General features: G+C 66.0%; 15 protein-coding genes. 7 read left to right on the top strand and 8 right to left on the bottom strand.

The window, feature by feature from the left end; genetic code table 11:
- Nucleotides 1–61 precede the first annotated feature (61 nt).
- Nucleotides 62–835, top strand: coding sequence for a VOC family protein (locus AC5Y7V_RS22220; RefSeq protein ID WP_499882170.1), 774 nt, complete (start codon nt 62–64; stop codon nt 833–835).
- 49 nt (nt 836–884) lie between these two features.
- Entirely contained in the window at nt 885–1,310 is a 426-nt protein-coding gene (locus AC5Y7V_RS22215) for a hypothetical protein (protein WP_499882169.1), read from the top strand.
- Nucleotides 1,311–1,314: 4 nt separating this feature from the next.
- On the opposite strand, the gene AC5Y7V_RS22210 is transcribed toward AC5Y7V_RS22215, so the two are convergent.
- The 4 genes from AC5Y7V_RS22210 to AC5Y7V_RS22195 form a co-directional block, all read right to left on the bottom strand.
- Nucleotides 1,315–1,791 carry a VOC family protein gene (locus AC5Y7V_RS22210; protein ID WP_499882215.1) on the bottom strand — a complete coding sequence of 159 codons (477 nt, stop codon included), beginning with the start codon at nt 1,789–1,791 and terminating at the stop codon, nt 1,315–1,317.
- Between the two features lie 2 nt (nt 1,792–1,793).
- Nucleotides 1,794–3,308 (bottom strand): carotenoid oxygenase family protein, encoded by a 1,515-nt coding sequence (locus tag AC5Y7V_RS22205; protein ID WP_499882168.1) that lies wholly within the window; start codon nt 3,306–3,308, stop codon nt 1,794–1,796.
- Between the two features lie 2 nt (nt 3,309–3,310).
- On the bottom strand, nt 3,311–4,531 hold the full coding sequence (locus AC5Y7V_RS22200) for an acetyl-CoA acetyltransferase (protein WP_499882167.1): 1,221 nt from the start codon (nt 4,529–4,531) through the stop codon (nt 3,311–3,313).
- Between the two features lie 213 nt (nt 4,532–4,744).
- Nucleotides 4,745–6,136 (bottom strand): MFS transporter, encoded by a 1,392-nt coding sequence (locus tag AC5Y7V_RS22195; protein WP_499882166.1) that lies wholly within the window; start codon nt 6,134–6,136, stop codon nt 4,745–4,747.
- A 346-nt stretch (nt 6,137–6,482) separates the two neighbouring features.
- Between AC5Y7V_RS22195 and AC5Y7V_RS22190 the strand changes: the two genes are divergently transcribed.
- Both AC5Y7V_RS22190 and AC5Y7V_RS22185 read left to right on the top strand, forming a co-directional pair.
- Nucleotides 6,483–7,934 (top strand): glycoside hydrolase family 183 protein, encoded by a 1,452-nt coding sequence (locus tag AC5Y7V_RS22190; protein ID WP_499882214.1) that lies wholly within the window; start codon nt 6,483–6,485, stop codon nt 7,932–7,934.
- Nucleotides 7,935–8,111: 177 nt separating this feature from the next.
- Nucleotides 8,112–8,897, top strand: a complete 786-nt coding sequence (locus AC5Y7V_RS22185) for a DUF732 domain-containing protein (protein ID WP_499882165.1) — start codon at nt 8,112–8,114, stop codon at nt 8,895–8,897.
- Between the two features lie 402 nt (nt 8,898–9,299).
- On the opposite strand, the gene AC5Y7V_RS22180 is transcribed toward AC5Y7V_RS22185, so the two are convergent.
- Complete coding sequence (locus AC5Y7V_RS22180; RefSeq protein WP_499882164.1) at nt 9,300–10,079, bottom strand: SDR family oxidoreductase; 780 nt, start codon at nt 10,077–10,079, stop codon at nt 9,300–9,302.
- Nucleotides 10,080–10,529: 450 nt separating this feature from the next.
- A complete protein-coding gene (locus AC5Y7V_RS22175; RefSeq protein ID WP_499882163.1) occupies nt 10,530–10,733 on the bottom strand; it encodes a hypothetical protein in 204 nt (67 codons plus the stop codon).
- A gap of 136 nt (nt 10,734–10,869) precedes the next feature.
- On the opposite strand from AC5Y7V_RS22175, the gene AC5Y7V_RS22170 reads away from it, so the two are divergent.
- A complete protein-coding gene (locus tag AC5Y7V_RS22170; protein WP_499882162.1) occupies nt 10,870–11,655 on the top strand; it encodes a TetR/AcrR family transcriptional regulator in 786 nt (261 codons plus the stop codon).
- A 317-nt stretch (nt 11,656–11,972) separates the two neighbouring features.
- Here the strand turns inward: AC5Y7V_RS22170 and AC5Y7V_RS22165 are convergent, their stop codons facing one another.
- Together AC5Y7V_RS22165 and AC5Y7V_RS22160 are read right to left on the bottom strand one after the other, a co-directional pair.
- Nucleotides 11,973–12,713, bottom strand: coding sequence for a FadR/GntR family transcriptional regulator (locus AC5Y7V_RS22165; RefSeq protein ID WP_499882161.1), 741 nt, complete (start codon nt 12,711–12,713; stop codon nt 11,973–11,975).
- Nucleotides 12,714–12,810: 97 nt separating this feature from the next.
- Entirely contained in the window at nt 12,811–13,134 is a 324-nt protein-coding gene (locus AC5Y7V_RS22160) for an acyl-CoA dehydrogenase family protein (RefSeq protein WP_499882160.1), read from the bottom strand.
- Between the two features lie 122 nt (nt 13,135–13,256).
- On the opposite strand from AC5Y7V_RS22160, the gene AC5Y7V_RS22155 reads away from it, so the two are divergent.
- Both AC5Y7V_RS22155 and AC5Y7V_RS22150 read left to right on the top strand, forming a co-directional pair.
- Nucleotides 13,257–14,735: a class I adenylate-forming enzyme family protein gene (locus AC5Y7V_RS22155; RefSeq protein WP_499882213.1), complete on the top strand. Its 1,479-nt coding sequence runs from the start codon at nt 13,257–13,259 to the stop codon at nt 14,733–14,735.
- Nucleotides 14,732–15,034, top strand: coding sequence for a hypothetical protein (locus tag AC5Y7V_RS22150; RefSeq protein ID WP_499882159.1), 303 nt, complete (start codon nt 14,732–14,734; stop codon nt 15,032–15,034). Before AC5Y7V_RS22155 ends, AC5Y7V_RS22150 begins: the two co-directional genes overlap by 4 nt.
- Nucleotides 15,035–15,195 lie beyond the last annotated feature (161 nt).

Raw genomic sequence — 15,195 nt, 5'->3', positions numbered from 1 at the left:
GCGGTAGTCGATAGGTGTGAACCCCGATCACGGGGCCAAGACACCTCAGGAGGAGATCATCGTGCCCATCCGTGACGGCGCGCCGCTGGGCGCTCCCTGCTGGATCGATTTGGCGACGTCGGACCTGGACCGCGCCCAGGACTTCTACGGCACGCTCTTCGGCTGGACGTTCGAATCCGCCGGGCCCGAATACGGCGGATACGTCAACGCCGCGAAGGACGGCCACCGGGTCGCCGGCCTGATGGCCAACCACCCCGAGTCTCAGCTGCCCGACGGCTGGACCACTTACTTCGACACCGCCGACATCAACGCGACGGTGTCGGCCGTGACGGCGGCGGGTGGCTCGGTGTTCATGGGACCCCACGAGGTGCCGGCCAAGGGCGTCATGGCCTTGGCGGCCGACCCGACCGGAGCGCACTTCGGTTTATGGCAGCCGCTGGAGCACCGCGGCTTCGAGGTGATCGGTGAGGCCGGCTCGCCCGTGTGGCACCAGCTGACCACGCGCGACTTCCGCGCCGCCGTGGACTTTTACCAGCAGGTTTTCGGCTGGCGCACCGACGTGGTGTCCGACACCGACGAATTCCGTTACGTCACAGCATCCTTCGATGGAGAACAGTTGCTCGGCGTGATGGACGGCGTCGGCTGCCTGCCCGAGGGCGTCCCGTCGAATTGGACGATCTTCTTCGGCGCCGAGGACGTCGACAAGACGCTGCGGGTGATCGCCGACAACGGCGGCGCCGTGGTGCAGGCCGCCGAGGACACCCCGTACGGACGGTTGGCCGCGGCGAGCGACCCGACCGGCGTCATCTTCAACCTGTCTTCGTTGCAGGGCTAGCGGGAGTTGGTCGCACCAGCGCGGCGGCGAGTCAGCTAATCTCCCAACCATGACTCGCCGCCTGCGCCCTGGTTGGCTGGTGGCATTTTTCGCCCTGCTCATCTCGGCCAGCACCTGGATGCCGTGGCTGACCACGGCGGCGGGCGGCGGGGGCTGGGCCAACGCCATCGGGGGCACCCACGGCAACCTGATACTACCGAGGGGCTTCGGCGCGGGACAGCTCATCGTGTTGCTGTCCTCGACGCTGCTGGTGGCCGGGGCGATGGTGGGCCGCGGGCTGTCGGCAAAGGCCGCTTCCGTTGCGGCGCTGGTCATTTCGCTGCTGATAGCCGCTCTCACTGTGTGGTACTACAAGCTCAACGTCAACCCGCCGGTGTCGGCGGAATACGGCCTCTACGTCGGCGCCGTGGGCGCGGCCTTCGCCGTGGCGTGCTCCCTCGTGGCGGTGATCACCGCGCTGGCCTCGGGGCGCTGAGGCGTCAGCCCGACGGGAACTCGTGCTTACCCGACGTGCCGCTGTCCTCGGGCTCGTTGACGCCGAACACGAAGGGCGCGAACACGATTTCACGCCCGTCGGGGTCGCGATACGTGACTGCGCCCGTGGCCTCCCAGTACGGGTGCTGCTGCACGGGCACCAGGCCCGCCGCCCGCAGCCGCGCGATCGCGGCCTGCTGCGCCTCGGCGTCCGGGAAGTACAGGCACAGCTGTTCGTGGGGGTCCACGGCGACGGGCTCGACCGACTCGACGATCTCCAACGTCAGGTTCCAGCTGGGCAGGCCGAAGATCGCGCCGTTGCTGCCGTAGCTGGCTTCGAACGTTTCGTAGAGCGGCAGCCCCACCAGCTCGCGGTAAAACCGCACGGTCTCTTCGAAGTTCGACGAGCGCCGGGCAAAGCGGAGGCCGCCGAGCGGCGCCAGCTGCGGGGGCCAATGCGTGTGCCGACGGCGGTGCGGCATCGTCACAGCCCGACCGCGCTTGCCGCCGAGTCCGCGGTATGCCAGCGCCGCAGCTGATCGCCCGGCGCCCACGTCGAATGCGTGCCGCTGGAAATGCGTTCGGGGAGTTGGATTTTGCACACCGGTCCGTCGCCGATGCGGGCGGCGTCGAAGACCACGCAGTAGGAGGCGTCGGCATTCATGTCGGTGGTCAGGGTGACCAGGTAGCCGTCGTCCTCACCGGTCGAGCCGACCCGCGGCGCCATCGCGGTCTCGCTTCCGTACACGCCGTCGCCGAAGGAGATACCCTCCTGGTTGCCGGTGCGCACGTCGTGCTTGACCAGGCCGTCGAACAGGAACCAGCCCGGCTTGCCGGTGGCGGCGTAGGTGTACCGGTAGCCGGTCGTGGCGTAGTCGGGGTTGATCGTCCCGAACTCGGTGATCGATTCCGACAGCGGCTCTTCGGTCACCGCGCCGGTCACCAGGTTGAACCGCCACCGGTGCAGCCGGGCCTGCAGCCGATCCAGCGCCAGGAACCGAAAGAGCTTCTCCCACTTGGTTCCCCCGGTGTCGAGCGGCTGGGGATCGCCCTCGAAGAAGCCGTCGAGCACGATCTCGTCGCCGTCCTCGTAGGCGTTGACGAAGTGCAGGACGAAGGTCGGGTCCGCCTCGAACCATCGGATGTCGCTCGTCGAGCCCCGGCGGGGGAGCACGGCGAAGCGCGACGGGATGTCGGGATAGAACCGCGGCAGGTGCACGTCGTGCTCGAGCAGCCGCGGATCCCAGAACAACGGGAAATCGTTGAGTATCACGTAGTTTTCGGTGAACGCCATGTCGTGTGGCAGCCGCGGCCCGGGCAGCGGGATGTCGACGTAGTGGACCAGTTCGTCGCTCTCGTCGACGACGCCGTAGCGCATGTACGGCTCCTGCTTGCTGTAGTTGAAGAACAGCAGCTCGCCGGTTTTGCCGTCGACCTTGGGATGCGCCGACACGCCCCAGTCGCTGGGGAAGCGCCCGTTCCAGCTCTCCTTGCCGATCGTGTTCGCCGAGTACGGGTCGACCCGGTACAGATCGCCGCACTGGTAGAAACTGGTCAGCGCGACTCCCCGGTGGACGATCACGTCGGTACTCGACGCGTCCTTCATTCGGGTGCGAGCGCCCCAGCCGTCCTCCCGCTTGGTCAGTTGCACCGCTTCGGCCAGACCGGGCCACAGCGGTTCGCCGGCCTCGTTCTCGGCCAGGAAACCGTCCGTGCGGATAAAGCGGTTGCGGTAGAAGGCTTTTCCGTCACGGAAGCCGACGACGTGCAGCATGCCGTCGCCGTCGAACGGGTGATAGGTCTTCAGCGCCGGGTGCAGCGGGTTCTCGGTGTTGCGCAGGTAGACGCCGTCCAGGTCGCGGGGGATCTCACCCGTGACGGCCGTGAGGTCGTCGGCGTCCCACTCCGTTGTCTGCGGCCGCCAGGGACCGGTCCGGTAGGGGTGGTCGTCGTCTTCGGGCAGGGTGGACAGGTACTTGCCGACGATCTCGACATCCATGATCAAATCCCTTTGCTGACAACGAAACTGACCGTGGTGGCGGTGCTGCCGCCGAAGTTGAGGGTGCCGAAGGTCTCGGCGCCCTCGACCTGGTAGTCGCCTGCCGTGCCGCTGACCTGTTTGGCGGCGTCGAGCAGCATTCGGACGCCGGACGCCCCGACGGGGTGGCCGCCGCCGATCAGCCCGCCGCTGGGGTTGATGGGCAGCCGGCCGCCGATCTCGACCTCGCCGTTTTCGATGGCCTTCCACGACTCGCCCGGCCCGGTCAGCCCGATGTGGTCGATGGCGAGGTACTCGCTGGGCGTGAAGCAGTCGTGCACCTCGTACCCGTCGACGTCGTCGAGCGTCACCCGCGCCCGGCGCAGGGCGTCGAGGACCGCCGCCCGCACGTGGGGCACGACGTAGGGGTCGTCGACCGCGCGGTCGAGCTTCTGCCGCAGACCCAGCCCGACGGTGCGGTGTCCCCAGCCGTCGATGCGGCCGATCGGGCGCGCGTCGGGGTGGTCGCGCAGGTAGGCGTCGTTGACCAGAACCACGCCGGCGCCGCCGTCGGTCATCTGGCTGCAGTCGAATCGGCGCAGCCGGCCCTCGGTGATCGGGTTGGTCGCGTCGTCGTCGGTGATCGGGTCGGGGACCGTCCACCCGCGCGTTTGGGCGTTGGGGTTGCGCCGCGCGTTGGCGAAGTTCAGCTGCGCGACCGCGCGCAGGTGCGCGTCGTCCAGGCCGTAGCGCCGGTCGTACTCGTCGGCGACCTCGGCGAACATCGACGGCCACAGGTATCGGGCGCCGGCGCCTTCGTGCCCGGTCCATGCGGCGGCGCCGAGGTGCTGGGCGGCGGTGTCACCCGGCACCGTCTTCTCCAGCTCGATGCCCAGCACCAGCGCGGTGTCGTAGGCGCCCGACCGCAAGTCCGCCATCGCCGCGAGCGCCGCCACGCTGCCCGACGCGCACGCGGCCTCGTGCCGCGAGGCCGGGGTGTCCCAGAGTTGGTCGCAAACCGTGGCCGGCATCGCCCCGAGGTGACCCTGGGCGGCGAACATCTCGCCGAAGGCGTTGCCGACGTGCACGACGCCGATATCGACGGCGTCCACTTTCGCTGCGGTGAGCGTTGCCTCGACGACCTCGGCGGTCAAGGACGCGAAGTCGCGGCCTTCCCTGGTGAGGTTGCGCGCGAAATCGCTTTGGTAGCCGCCCAGTATCCACACGCCAGTCGAGCCGTCCATATGCGGCACGCTACTCCGCCAAGCGCGTGAAAAAAGGCGGCCCCGTCGGCTCTCGGGCTGAACCGACGGGACCTAGACGAACGCGAAGGCCGGCCGACGCGCTCGCCTCTTTTGGAACATTGCCGCCAAGCGTGATCGACAAACAAATTGGCTCAACCTGACAGCCGATCGGTAGCGATCGGTTCTGACCTGGGCAGTTCGGCTTCGCGCTGCTCAGGGCGCCGCGCGGTCCCGTGCGGCCACCGTCGGTTGCGTCTGGATTGCCTGCGCGTCGGCGCGGTCGACGGCCGCCAAGTCGATGCCCTTGGTCTCGCGGGCGGCCAGCGCGGCCACGGCGCTCACCGCCGCGGTGGCCGCCAAGTACCAGGCAATGGGCACCGAGGATTTGTAGGTCTCGAGCAGGCGAACGGCGATGATCGGGGCCAGCGACCCGGCGACGATCGACGTGACCTGGTAGCCGAGCGACACCCCCGAGTAGCGCATCCGGGTCGGGAACATTTCCGCCATGGCCGCCGGCTGGACGGCGTACATGACGCCGTGGAACACCAGCCCGATGATGACGGCCGCCAGGATGATCGCGTTGCGGCGGGTGTCCATCATCGGGAAGGCGAAGAATCCCCAGGTGCACGCGCAGACCGCGCCCACGAAATAGATTGGGCGCCTGCCGAATCGGTCGCTGAGGCGTCCGGCCAGCGGGATGACCAGGAAGTGCACGGCGTGCGCGATGAGCAACCACGACAGGATGGCCTTGGTGTTGGTGTGCACGTGGACCTTGAGGTAGGTGATGGTGAAGGTGACGACGAGGTAGTACATCGTGTTCTCGCCGAAGCGCAGGCCCATGGCGGTGAAAACGCCGCGCGGGTAACGCTTCAGGACCTCGATGGCGCCCAACTGCCTGGCCTTTGTGCGGTCGACCTCCCGTTGCGCCTCGAGGAAGATGGGCGCGTCGGTCACCTTCGTGCGGATGTAGTAGCCGATCAGCACGACAACTGCGGACAGCCAGAAGGCGACGCGCCAGCCCCAGCTCAGAAACGCCGCGTCCGAGAGCGTCCATGTCAGGCACAGCAGCACGACGGTGGCGAGCATGTTGCCGCCTGGCACCGCCGCCTGGGGCCAGCTCGCCCAGAAGCCCCGGCTGTCCTTGGGGCTGTGCTCGGCGACGAGCAGAACGGCGCCGCCCCACTCGCCACCGACGGCGAAGCCCTGGATGAAGCGCAGCACCACCAACAGCGCCGGCGCCCAGTACCCGACCTGCGCGAAGGTGGGCAGGCAGCCCATCAGCACGGTCGCGGCGCCCACCAGCAGCAGGCTGAACTGCAGCAGCTTCTTGCGGCCGTACCGATCGCCCAGTTGCCCGAAGACGAGGCCGCCGAGCGGGCGGGCGGCGAAGCCCACGGCGTAGGTCACGAAGGAGGCGAGGATCGCGTCGAGCTCGTTTCCGCCGGGTGGAAAGAACACCTTGCTGAACACCAGCGTGGCCGCGGTCCCGTAGAGGAAGAATTCGTACCATTCGACGACCGTGCCGGCCATGGACGCGGCGACCACTCGGCGCAGAAACGTCCGGTCTTGGAATGGGTCTGGCTGCAACTGATTAGGGACACTCACCGGATGTCCTCCTAGGACTGCCCGCCGGGGCGCCGACCGGGTGTGCTGGCGGATGGGAGCGTACCTGGCCCGGGTTACGGATCCCATAGACCGAGAAGACGCAGAATCGCACGCACGAGGCTCGTACGGTGCGATTCTGCGTCTGCTCGGCAGAAAGCACGGTGCGCCGGCGAGAACCGATGAGTTGCGACACGGTCACGGATGCATACCTATCCGCTGCTCACTGGTCACATTGGCCCCGTGAATCACTATCGTCACATGAGCCAGCTGCGGACGTCAATTGCGACGGCCCGCTCCCGGGAAAGGTGTGACATTGACGGCGATTCCCCGGATCCTGTCGTTATCGATGGCGTCGGCGACCGCCCTCGGTTTCTTCGTCGTGGTCGGCCCCGCGCCGACGGCCAACGCCACACCTTGCGGCGCGCCCGAAGCGAACGCCGACCCCCCGGCCGCGCCCCCGCCGATGCCGGCCCCACAGCCGGTCGTCCAACCGCCGACCGGTCGTCGGCCTTCGCACACGAACGACCAGGCGCCGCTGCCCAAGTTGGGCCCGCTGATCTCCTCGTTGCTTAAGCCGGGAACCGGCGGCCAGCGCTACTCCGCGCCGATACAGCCCCAGGCCGGCGTCGTTCCGCCGCCCGGGCCCAATCCGCCCGCGCCGGGGGTCCCGCAAGTGCCCAACGCGGCCCCTGTCCAGCCGCAGCCGGCCCCCCAGCCGGCGGCGCAGCCGGCGCCCCCGCCGCCCGCCAACATCGCGGGGGCCCCGACATCGTTGGTCGACTGGGTGACCGGACCGAACGGCCCGAACAAGACCCTCGAACGATTCAGCATCTCGGGGACCGACCTCGGGATCGCCTGGGACAACGGCGATCCCACCAACCGCCAGGTCCTCATGGCCTTCGGTGACACGTTCGGCTACTGCAAGGTCCGCGGCCAGCAATGGCGTTACAACACGCTTTTCCGCAGTTCGGACCGCGATCTGTCGCACGGCATCCACATCGCCGATGGGGTCCCCAACAACCAGTACTCCGGCTCGCCGGTGTGGGCGTCCAACCTGTCCAAGCAGGTCGTCAATACGATCCACAAGGCGCCGCACGAGACGGGCATCATCCCGACCACCGCCATGTCCCTCGGGCGAACCCAGTACATGAGCTACATGTCCATCCGGCAGTGGGGCCGCGACGGGGAATGGCAGACGAACTACTCGGCCATCGCGAGATCCGTTGACAATGGCCAGAACTGGGGGATCTTCCCCAGCAGCATTCGCACGGCATCGGCGGACGCCATCCCCGGGGTCCCGTTCACGCCGGGCAATGAGAACTTCCAGATGGGCGCGTTCATGAAGGGGAACGACGGCTACATCTACCAGTTCGGTACCCCGTCGGGGCGCGGCGGCGCGGCCTTCCTGTCGCGGGTTCCGCCTAACTACCTGCCGGACCTGAGCAAGTACCAGTACTGGAACGGCGACAACGGCGGACATTGGGTCGCGGCCAATCCCGGGGCGGCGACGCCGCTGTGGCCCGGCCCGGTCGGCGAGATGTCGGCCCAGTACAACAGCTACCTCAAGCAGTACCTGGTGCTCTATACCAACGGTGGGAGCAACGACGTCGTGGCGCGCACCGCGCCGACGCCGACGGGACCGTGGAGCGGGGAGCAACCGCTGGTGTCGTCGTTCCAGATGCCCGGTGGCATTTACGCGCCGATGATCCACCCGTGGTCGTCGGGGCGGGACCTGTACTTCAACCTGTCGCTGTGGTCGGCGTACGACGTGATGCTGATGCACACCGTTCTGCCATAGTGGCGATCGCAAGCGCGGCGTAGCCGGGCGCAGCGGGTCGCCACCATGATCAAGGTGGCGATCGCAAGCGCGGCGTAGCCGGGCGCAGCGGGTCGCCACCGTCGGACCAAGCGCACGCGCGTTGTCAGCGGTCACCGGGGCTTGCCGCAACCTCGTGACACCCTCAGACTGGTTGATATGCGCGATCGGGAGGCGATCGACCAAGAGCTGAGGCTCATCGCTCTTGGGCGCCAATCCAGCCATGCGCAGGGTGGTCGCCCGTCGATCCGGGACATCGACGCCCTGCTCGACGAGCGCCTAGGCCATCCCGTCGAGGTCGTCGAAGCCGAGGCGGTTGACGAGGTACCGGTCCTCACCGAAACCCCATCGCCGCGCAACGCGCCCCACGGCCGCAAGCGTCGGCGTCGCCGCCTCGTACCCCTCGCGGCGTTGCCGCTGTCCCTGCTGGCCGTGGCAGCCGCCGCGGTGGCGGTCATGTTCGCGGCACACAGATCCGACCCGGCGCTGCCGTCGGCCGACCCGGCGCCGGCGGCCGTCCCGACGCCGCCGGCCGCTGCACCCAGCCCGGCCGCGCCGGTCGTGCACGCTCCGTCGCTGGAGATCGTCGACCGGGCGTTCATCGGTGCGCTGAAACAGGATGGCGTGCCGGTTCCGAGCAACGAATACGTGACGGCCCATGGGCACGCCGTCTGCGAGTTCTTGGCGAACCAATCCGACTTCGCCGAGGCCGTCCGCGTCCTGCAGCAATCGTCGATCTGGGATGCCAATCAAAGCGCCAGCGTCGCGGCCGGTGCCGTCGTCGCCTATTGCCCTCAGTACCAACCTTCCGGCCAGGAGCACCTCCAGACCGGGTTCCAAAATGCCTTGTCCGGACTGCAAGCCATCGAACGCGATCTGCAGGGAATCCAAGGCAATTTGCAAGATATTCGGGATGGCCTGCCACCCCTTCCGGGACAGCAGTAATCACGGACACCTCGCGTGGCGCCTGGGCGCAGCGAGGTCATACATGCAAAAAGTGCCCCCGGCAGGATTCGAACCTGCGACACCGGCTTTAGGAGAGCCTGCAAGCCCGTATGGTCGAGGCACCGAAAGGGCATTTGAAGTGGCCATTTAGTGCCAGTAAACGCTAAGCGAAACCACGGCGTGTCGCGGCTCCACCGACCAAGCACCGACCATAGGAAAGTGTTGGCGATCTCGCTTTGAGCCGCTTGGTAGCAGGTCTCTGTTAACCCGAAGGTGCCGCGCGGGCGGGCACGGTGTGAGGCGCGCCACGAATGGATGCTGCGCGCCAAGCCACGAAACATCCAACTATATCGATAATTCATTGACTCGGGCGCAATCGGGAAGCGTCGGCTCCGCGAGAAGTCAACGCGGAGTGAAGCGTTGTGCGCCGTCAAGGCGCATCACTTCACCGTTGACGTACCCGTTGGTCAGCAGGAAGACCGCAGCGTCGGCGAACTCACCAGGAGCCCCGAGGCGTTTGGGGAAGGGCACGTTCGCGGCGAACTTCGCGATTGCCTCTTCTCCGACCGACTCCATGATCGGCGTCTTCATCGTCCCCGGAGCGATTGTGTTCACCCGAATGGCGGCGGAGCTGAGGTCGCGCGCAGCGGCGATCGTCAATCCGATCACACCGGCTTTCGCTGCTGCGTAAGCGGTTTGACCGATCTGTCCCTCGTAACCAGCGATGGACGCCGTGAGCACCAACGCGCCTCGCTCGCCGTCGGCCTGCGGTTCCGCGGCCGCTATGGCCGCGGCGACGAGCCGAGCGACGTTGTAGGTCCCGTTGAGATAAAGATCGATGGTTTTAGTAAAGCCGGCCATATCGGCCGGGCTGCCGTCGCGTTGCACGATGCGTTGTGCAACGCCGAATCCACCATGCGCGACCACGGCATACCGCAGCTGGCCGAGTTGGTTGGCCTGTTCGATCGCTTCCTTGACGGAGTCTTCGCTCGTCACGTCCGTACTGACGAAGGTCGCACGGCTGCCCAACTCGTCAGCTAGCGCCTTGCCCTTGTCTGTGGCCAGGTCGGCGATCACTACGCCGAGGCCTTCGGCGTGCAATCGCCGCACCGTGGCCTCACCGAGGCCGCCCGCGCCTCCACTGACGATCGCGGACGCACCGTTGAATTTCTCGACTGTCACTGCTCTCCTTCCGAGTTGCACCGGTCAAAAATTGCCGATTACCAGGTCTCACGGCTCGGCGGCATTCAGGGCCATCCGTCCGAGCCGACGCGCGTAGCCGACGGTCGTTCCATAATCGTTGCTCCAGCCCTGTGCGCGCAGTGCCGCGGATTACAACAGATGTTTTGGCGGTGACGCCGATCGCGCCGTGAAGTTGGTGGGCGATCGTCGTGACCGGCGTGACGGCCCGTCCAACGGCTACGCGCGCGACGGCAACCGCGAACTCGGTTTCGGGACAACTGAACCCATGTTCGGCCCGCACCGGCACCGCCCGACCAATGCCTCGGCTTGCACCGGTCACCACCAGCGCGCGGTCCTGAGGATGCGAGAACCCGGCCTGTCCACCGTTTTGAGCTCCTCTCGCCCCGCGGGCCCCGAACGTTCCTTAAATGCTATAACTATATATCCCATTTAGCGGACGACCGCGGCGGTTTCGTCGCACAGGAGCGAGGCAACCATGACCGACGTCATCTCGATCGGCACGGACGCGCCGCCGTGGTGCACGGGGCGATCGGACAAGTCCGGTGCGGTGGTATTGCGACGAATGGCCACGCGGGCATCTTCGACTACGCCTGCGCGTTCTTGCCTGGCCTTAGCGAGAAGGAGTTCGGGCATGAGAAACGTCGCCATCGTAGGTGGCATGATCCCGTTCGCCGAGCATCTCGAACTCGGCATCACGGACGTGGTGCCGATGGCCTACTCCGAAGTCAAGAGGTAGCCGTCAGCGGCCTGATCTGGCGGAGGCTGTCGCATGACACGACGTCGGCTAGAACCGCAGCAGCGGCGTGAAGAGCTGCTCGACACCGCTGCCGCGATGTTCGCGGAAATGCCGTACGAAGCCGTCTTAATGGAGGACATCGCCGCGCGCGCGGGTGTCTCTAGAGCGCTGATGTATCACCATTTTCCGAGCAAGCGAGAGTTGTACGTAGAAATATTAAAGCGCGCCAGCAACCGGTTCCTGGCACGCGTGAGCCCCGATCCAAAGCTGCCGCTGATGGAACAGCTTGCGATCGGACTCGAGGCCCACATCCAATCAATTCTCGATCATCCCTTTGAGGCAGTCGCGATCAACCGCGGCGTACTTTCATATGACCCGGCAATTCAGGCGATCATCTCCGAAGAGCTCAATGTTGTGGGCCAGCGCTTGATCGATCAACTAGTCGCGCAGGGACATGCGCGCGATGCCACCGAGATTGCGGTGGAGGGTTGGTTGGCGTTTGTTCGGGCAGCCAGTGTGAAATGGGCTCAGTCGCGGCGTATCTCGCGGGCTGAGCTCACCGAGATGTGTTTGCGCGCGTTCGGCTGCGCACTCGGGTGCCCCACCACGGCGCATATCCGACCGAAGGAGTTCACTAGCAGACGCCTGCGCTGGAGTGCCTTCGGCAGCGTTGCCAAGCTCACCGCGCCGATCACCGTTGGGAGTCAGCATCGGAACCGCGACGCCTCGCCATTCGGGTGGAAGGCCACCGCCGACGACATCATCACCAAAGTTCAACGCGGCCGCGACGCCCTCAGCAAGGTCAAAGGGCAGAAGTAGCCGCTAGCGCAGGCGGTGATGCGCGCCGTCAGCGCAGGTTTGCCGTCGTCCCCGACCGCTTGTGCTCAGGGGGCGTCCGGATGCGACCACGGGGGAAGCGCCGATCGCGGTCTGCACATTCCGCTGACCGCATCGATGAGCACGCCGAGCGGGGCAATCGTCCGCGGTTGGGTGAAGGAGTTGCGCATGCCCGCGAGCGGCATCGACGTCTCAACAACGGCGGAGTCCTGATCGGCGATCAATACCTCGATCCCGAACCGACGAAGCAGGTGGACCGGGATCGCGATGTCGTTAGTCGGCGTCCCGGCTCACCTCCGTCATTCGAGAAGGTCGACCGCACTGGAAAGTTCGGAACCCGACAACGCGAATTCCCCGGCCTTCTGCAGGTGCTTTTTCCACAGCTCGCCGGCTTTCTCAGCCTCCCCAGCCTTGATCAGGTCGAGAACCATCCGATGCGTCTTGGCCGATCGACGGACCGCCTGCTCTGCGCGAGAACCTTCGGTTGCCTGCAACGAGCGATTCGCCTTCACTACGATGTGATGAAGCATGTCGCTAACGATCTGCAAGGTCTTGTTGCCCGATAGCCGTGCGATCGCGGCGTGGAACTCTGTCAGTCGGACCGCGGCATCGCTGCCTGGTGTCAACTGCTCCTCGGCTTCGACGATCTGCTCTAACTCCGCGATCACTTTCGCGTTGCGGCCTTTGGCCAGCTGCACGACCATCGGCGCCTCGAGAGCCATTCGCGCGTCGTAGACATCTTTGAGCGTCACGCCTTCGTACTCGAGGATCAGCCCCGCATAACGGGCAAGCGTCTCGCGTCGCGGTCGGGTAACCCGGGCGCCGCCACGTACCCCACGCTGGACGACGATAAGCGATTCCGATTCGAGCACACGGAACGCCTCGCGCAACGTCGGCCGGGACACACCGAACCGCTCCATGAGTTCTGATTCCGGGGGGAGCATCGTTCCTTCTGCGATTTCGCCGCGGATGAACATCCTGCGCAGCACGGTGGCCACACGATCAGCCATCTTCGGCTCGCGAAGGTTGGTAACCTCCATATCGATCCTCCACCGATAGTAGTAATCAACTAATTGTTTGTAGGATAGCTGAACGGTGGTGCGCGAAGCCGCTGCGCCCCGTACACAGTGAGCAAGCTCATCGTCGATAGCCCATTGGCCCGACCGCCAGGTCCTTCATGATTTCGGTGGTACTCGCGCAGGGCCGCCGCACACGAAAGTCGCGCCACAGCCTCGCTACCTCGCATTCGTTGATGTAGCCGTAGCCGCCATGAATCTGGGGCACCGGCCCATGATCTCCCTCTGTACTTCGGAGGTCCGCCACTTCAGGTACGAGGTGCGCTAGCTCGCGGCTACAGTCCGTCGAGTGGCTGCCGCAATCGCTGGAGACGGAGCGCCAATGACGCCTTCGCCGGTCGATGCGGCAAATGGTCGAAACCGGCGGCCGAGACCCGGTATCCATGCGGCGGCGTTACCACGCACCCTTGACCGGTGGCCGGTTGGACTCTGGCGGCTCCTAAGTATATAACTATATATCTAATTTGCGAAGGGTCGAAGCATTTGAGCATTGCACTGCTACTCGAGATGGCCGTGTCCGGCGATCCCGATCGCCTTGCCGTGGTCGACCGTCACACACGGCTGACCACGTCGGAACTGAGCCGGCTCGCGAGTGGCGGAGCCGGAGCCATCGGCGCCACCGGCGTTCAGCACGTGGCCTATGTCGGCACCGGCGGGCTCATGCTGCCATTGCTGATGTTCTCGTCCGCGCGGGCCGCGATCCCGTTCACGCCGCTGAATTACCGTCTGAGCGCTGGGGGTTTGCAGCAGTTGATCGGGCGTCTGCCGGCGCCGCTTGTGGTCGCGGACCCAGAATACGTGGAGCTGGTCGCCGGCGCGGTCACTCAAGTGATGACGTCCGAGGAGTTCATCGAAGCCGCTCGGGCGAGGGAACCGGTCGAGGAGTTCGCCGATCCTGATGACGTGGCGATCGTCTTGTTCACCTCAGGCACCACATCTGCGCCCAAGGCCGTCGAGCTGACGCACAACAATCTGACCGGTTACGTCACGGGCACGGTCGAATTTGGTTCCGCCGACGCCGAGGATGCGGCGTTGGTGTGTGTGCCGCCCTATCACATCGCCGGCGTCGGTGCGGCGCTGTCGAATCTCTACGCGGGCCGACGGACTGTCTACTTGCGCAAGTTTGACCCGCGAGAGTGGGCGCAGTTGGTGCGCGACGAGCGGGTGACTAATGCGACGGTGGTACCGACGATGCTCGACCGCATCATTACCGAACTGAAGGCCCGGCCCACGGATCTCCCGACGTTGCGCACTCTCGCGTACGGAGGATCGAAAGTGGGCCTGCCGCTGGTCCGCAGGACCATCGCGATGCTGCCTCACGTAGGCCTCGTGAACGCTTATGGACTCACCGAAACAAGCTCTACCATCGCTGTTCTCACGCCGGAGGACCACCGTACGGCACACGGCGCGGCCGAGGAGGCCGTGGCGCGCCGGCTCGGGTCGGTTGGCAGGCCGGTGCCGGGGATCGAAATTCAGATCCGTGACGAGAACGGCACAGTTCTGGCGCCCGGCCAGACTGGGGAGTTGTTCGTAAGGGGACCACAGGTGTCCGCGCGGTACACAGGATTAGGTTCGGTTCTCGACGCCGACGGGTGGTTCCCAACCAGGGACACCGCGATGCTCGACGACGACGGCTACCTATTCATCGGTGGTCGATCTGACGACACAATCATCCGTGGTGGTGAGAACATCGCCCCTGCGGAGGTGGAGGATGTGCTCGTCGAGCATCCCGACGTCCACGAGGTCGTGGTGGTCGGCTCGGACGACCCGCAGTGGGGGCAGATCATAGTCGCGGTCGTCGTACCCGAGCGGGGCGCCGAACCGGATGTCGAAGAACTGCGCGAGTTCGTACGTAAAACGCTACGGGGCTCACGCACCCCGGACCGCATCGAGATCATCGACCAACTGCCCACGACGGACACTGGCAAGGTACTGCGCCGCGAGATCATCCGACAATTGTCCGAAAACGCCAGGAGCGCAACATGATCAAGAACGGAACCCGCCTGCAGAGCCAGGTCTGCGACACCCAGGTGATCGTCGTGCGGGCCACGGACAGCATCGACGACCTGCGCTGCGGCGGTGCGCCGATGGTGCTACTCGACACCGAGAAGTCATCGCACGCGGAGCTCGATCCCGCGCTGGCCGGCGGCAGCACGATGGGTAAGCGCTATGTCGATGAGGGTGGCGCCGAGGTGTTGGTCACCAAGGCTGGGGTGGGCACGCTCAGCATCGGCGGAACCCCGCTGTCGCTCAAGGCGGCCAAACCGTTGCCGGCCAGCGACTGAGTGCGCGTCACGATGAGTGCTCGGTGTGAGCTAGTCGCACCTTGGCGCCAGCGCGACTTGCGTTGCGGTCAAGCTCCTGCCTCGATGAGCTCCCGCGTTCTTGCGCCGCGTCGGGCCATAATCAAATTTGCCGATGCCGTGCAGCCTGCCCGCCGCCCGAG

It is taken from the genome of Mycobacterium sp. NGS34, assembly GCF_059812845.1.
This window is presented reverse-complemented; position numbering and strand designations above follow the sequence as displayed.

What these genes read in the sequence shown, in the direction of transcription:
- AC5Y7V_RS22155 (WP_499882213.1), top strand. Translation starts at nt 13,257, where the DNA reads ATGGCCGTGTCCGGCGATCCCGATCGCCTTGCCGTGGTCGACCGTCAC.
- AC5Y7V_RS22170 (WP_499882162.1), top strand. Translation starts at nt 10,870, where the DNA reads ATGACACGACGTCGGCTAGAACCGCAGCAGCGGCGTGAAGAGCTGCTC.
- AC5Y7V_RS22210 (WP_499882215.1), bottom strand. Translation starts at nt 1,791, where the DNA reads ATGCCGCACCGCCGTCGGCACACGCATTGGCCCCCGCAGCTGGCGCCG.
- AC5Y7V_RS22215 (WP_499882169.1), top strand. Translation starts at nt 885, where the DNA reads ATGACTCGCCGCCTGCGCCCTGGTTGGCTGGTGGCATTTTTCGCCCTG.
- AC5Y7V_RS22160 (WP_499882160.1), bottom strand. Translation starts at nt 13,134, where the DNA reads ATGGATACCGGGTCTCGGCCGCCGGTTTCGACCATTTGCCGCATCGAC.
- AC5Y7V_RS22185 (WP_499882165.1), top strand. Translation starts at nt 8,112, where the DNA reads ATGCGCGATCGGGAGGCGATCGACCAAGAGCTGAGGCTCATCGCTCTT.
- AC5Y7V_RS22165 (WP_499882161.1), bottom strand. Translation starts at nt 12,713, where the DNA reads ATGGAGGTTACCAACCTTCGCGAGCCGAAGATGGCTGATCGTGTGGCC.
- AC5Y7V_RS22150 (WP_499882159.1), top strand. Translation starts at nt 14,732, where the DNA reads ATGATCAAGAACGGAACCCGCCTGCAGAGCCAGGTCTGCGACACCCAG.
- AC5Y7V_RS22175 (WP_499882163.1), bottom strand. Translation starts at nt 10,733, where the DNA reads ATGCCCGAACTCCTTCTCGCTAAGGCCAGGCAAGAACGCGCAGGCGTA.
- AC5Y7V_RS22205 (WP_499882168.1), bottom strand. Translation starts at nt 3,308, where the DNA reads ATGGATGTCGAGATCGTCGGCAAGTACCTGTCCACCCTGCCCGAAGAC.
- AC5Y7V_RS22190 (WP_499882214.1), top strand. Translation starts at nt 6,483, where the DNA reads ATGGCGTCGGCGACCGCCCTCGGTTTCTTCGTCGTGGTCGGCCCCGCG.
- AC5Y7V_RS22200 (WP_499882167.1), bottom strand. Translation starts at nt 4,531, where the DNA reads ATGGACGGCTCGACTGGCGTGTGGATACTGGGCGGCTACCAAAGCGAT.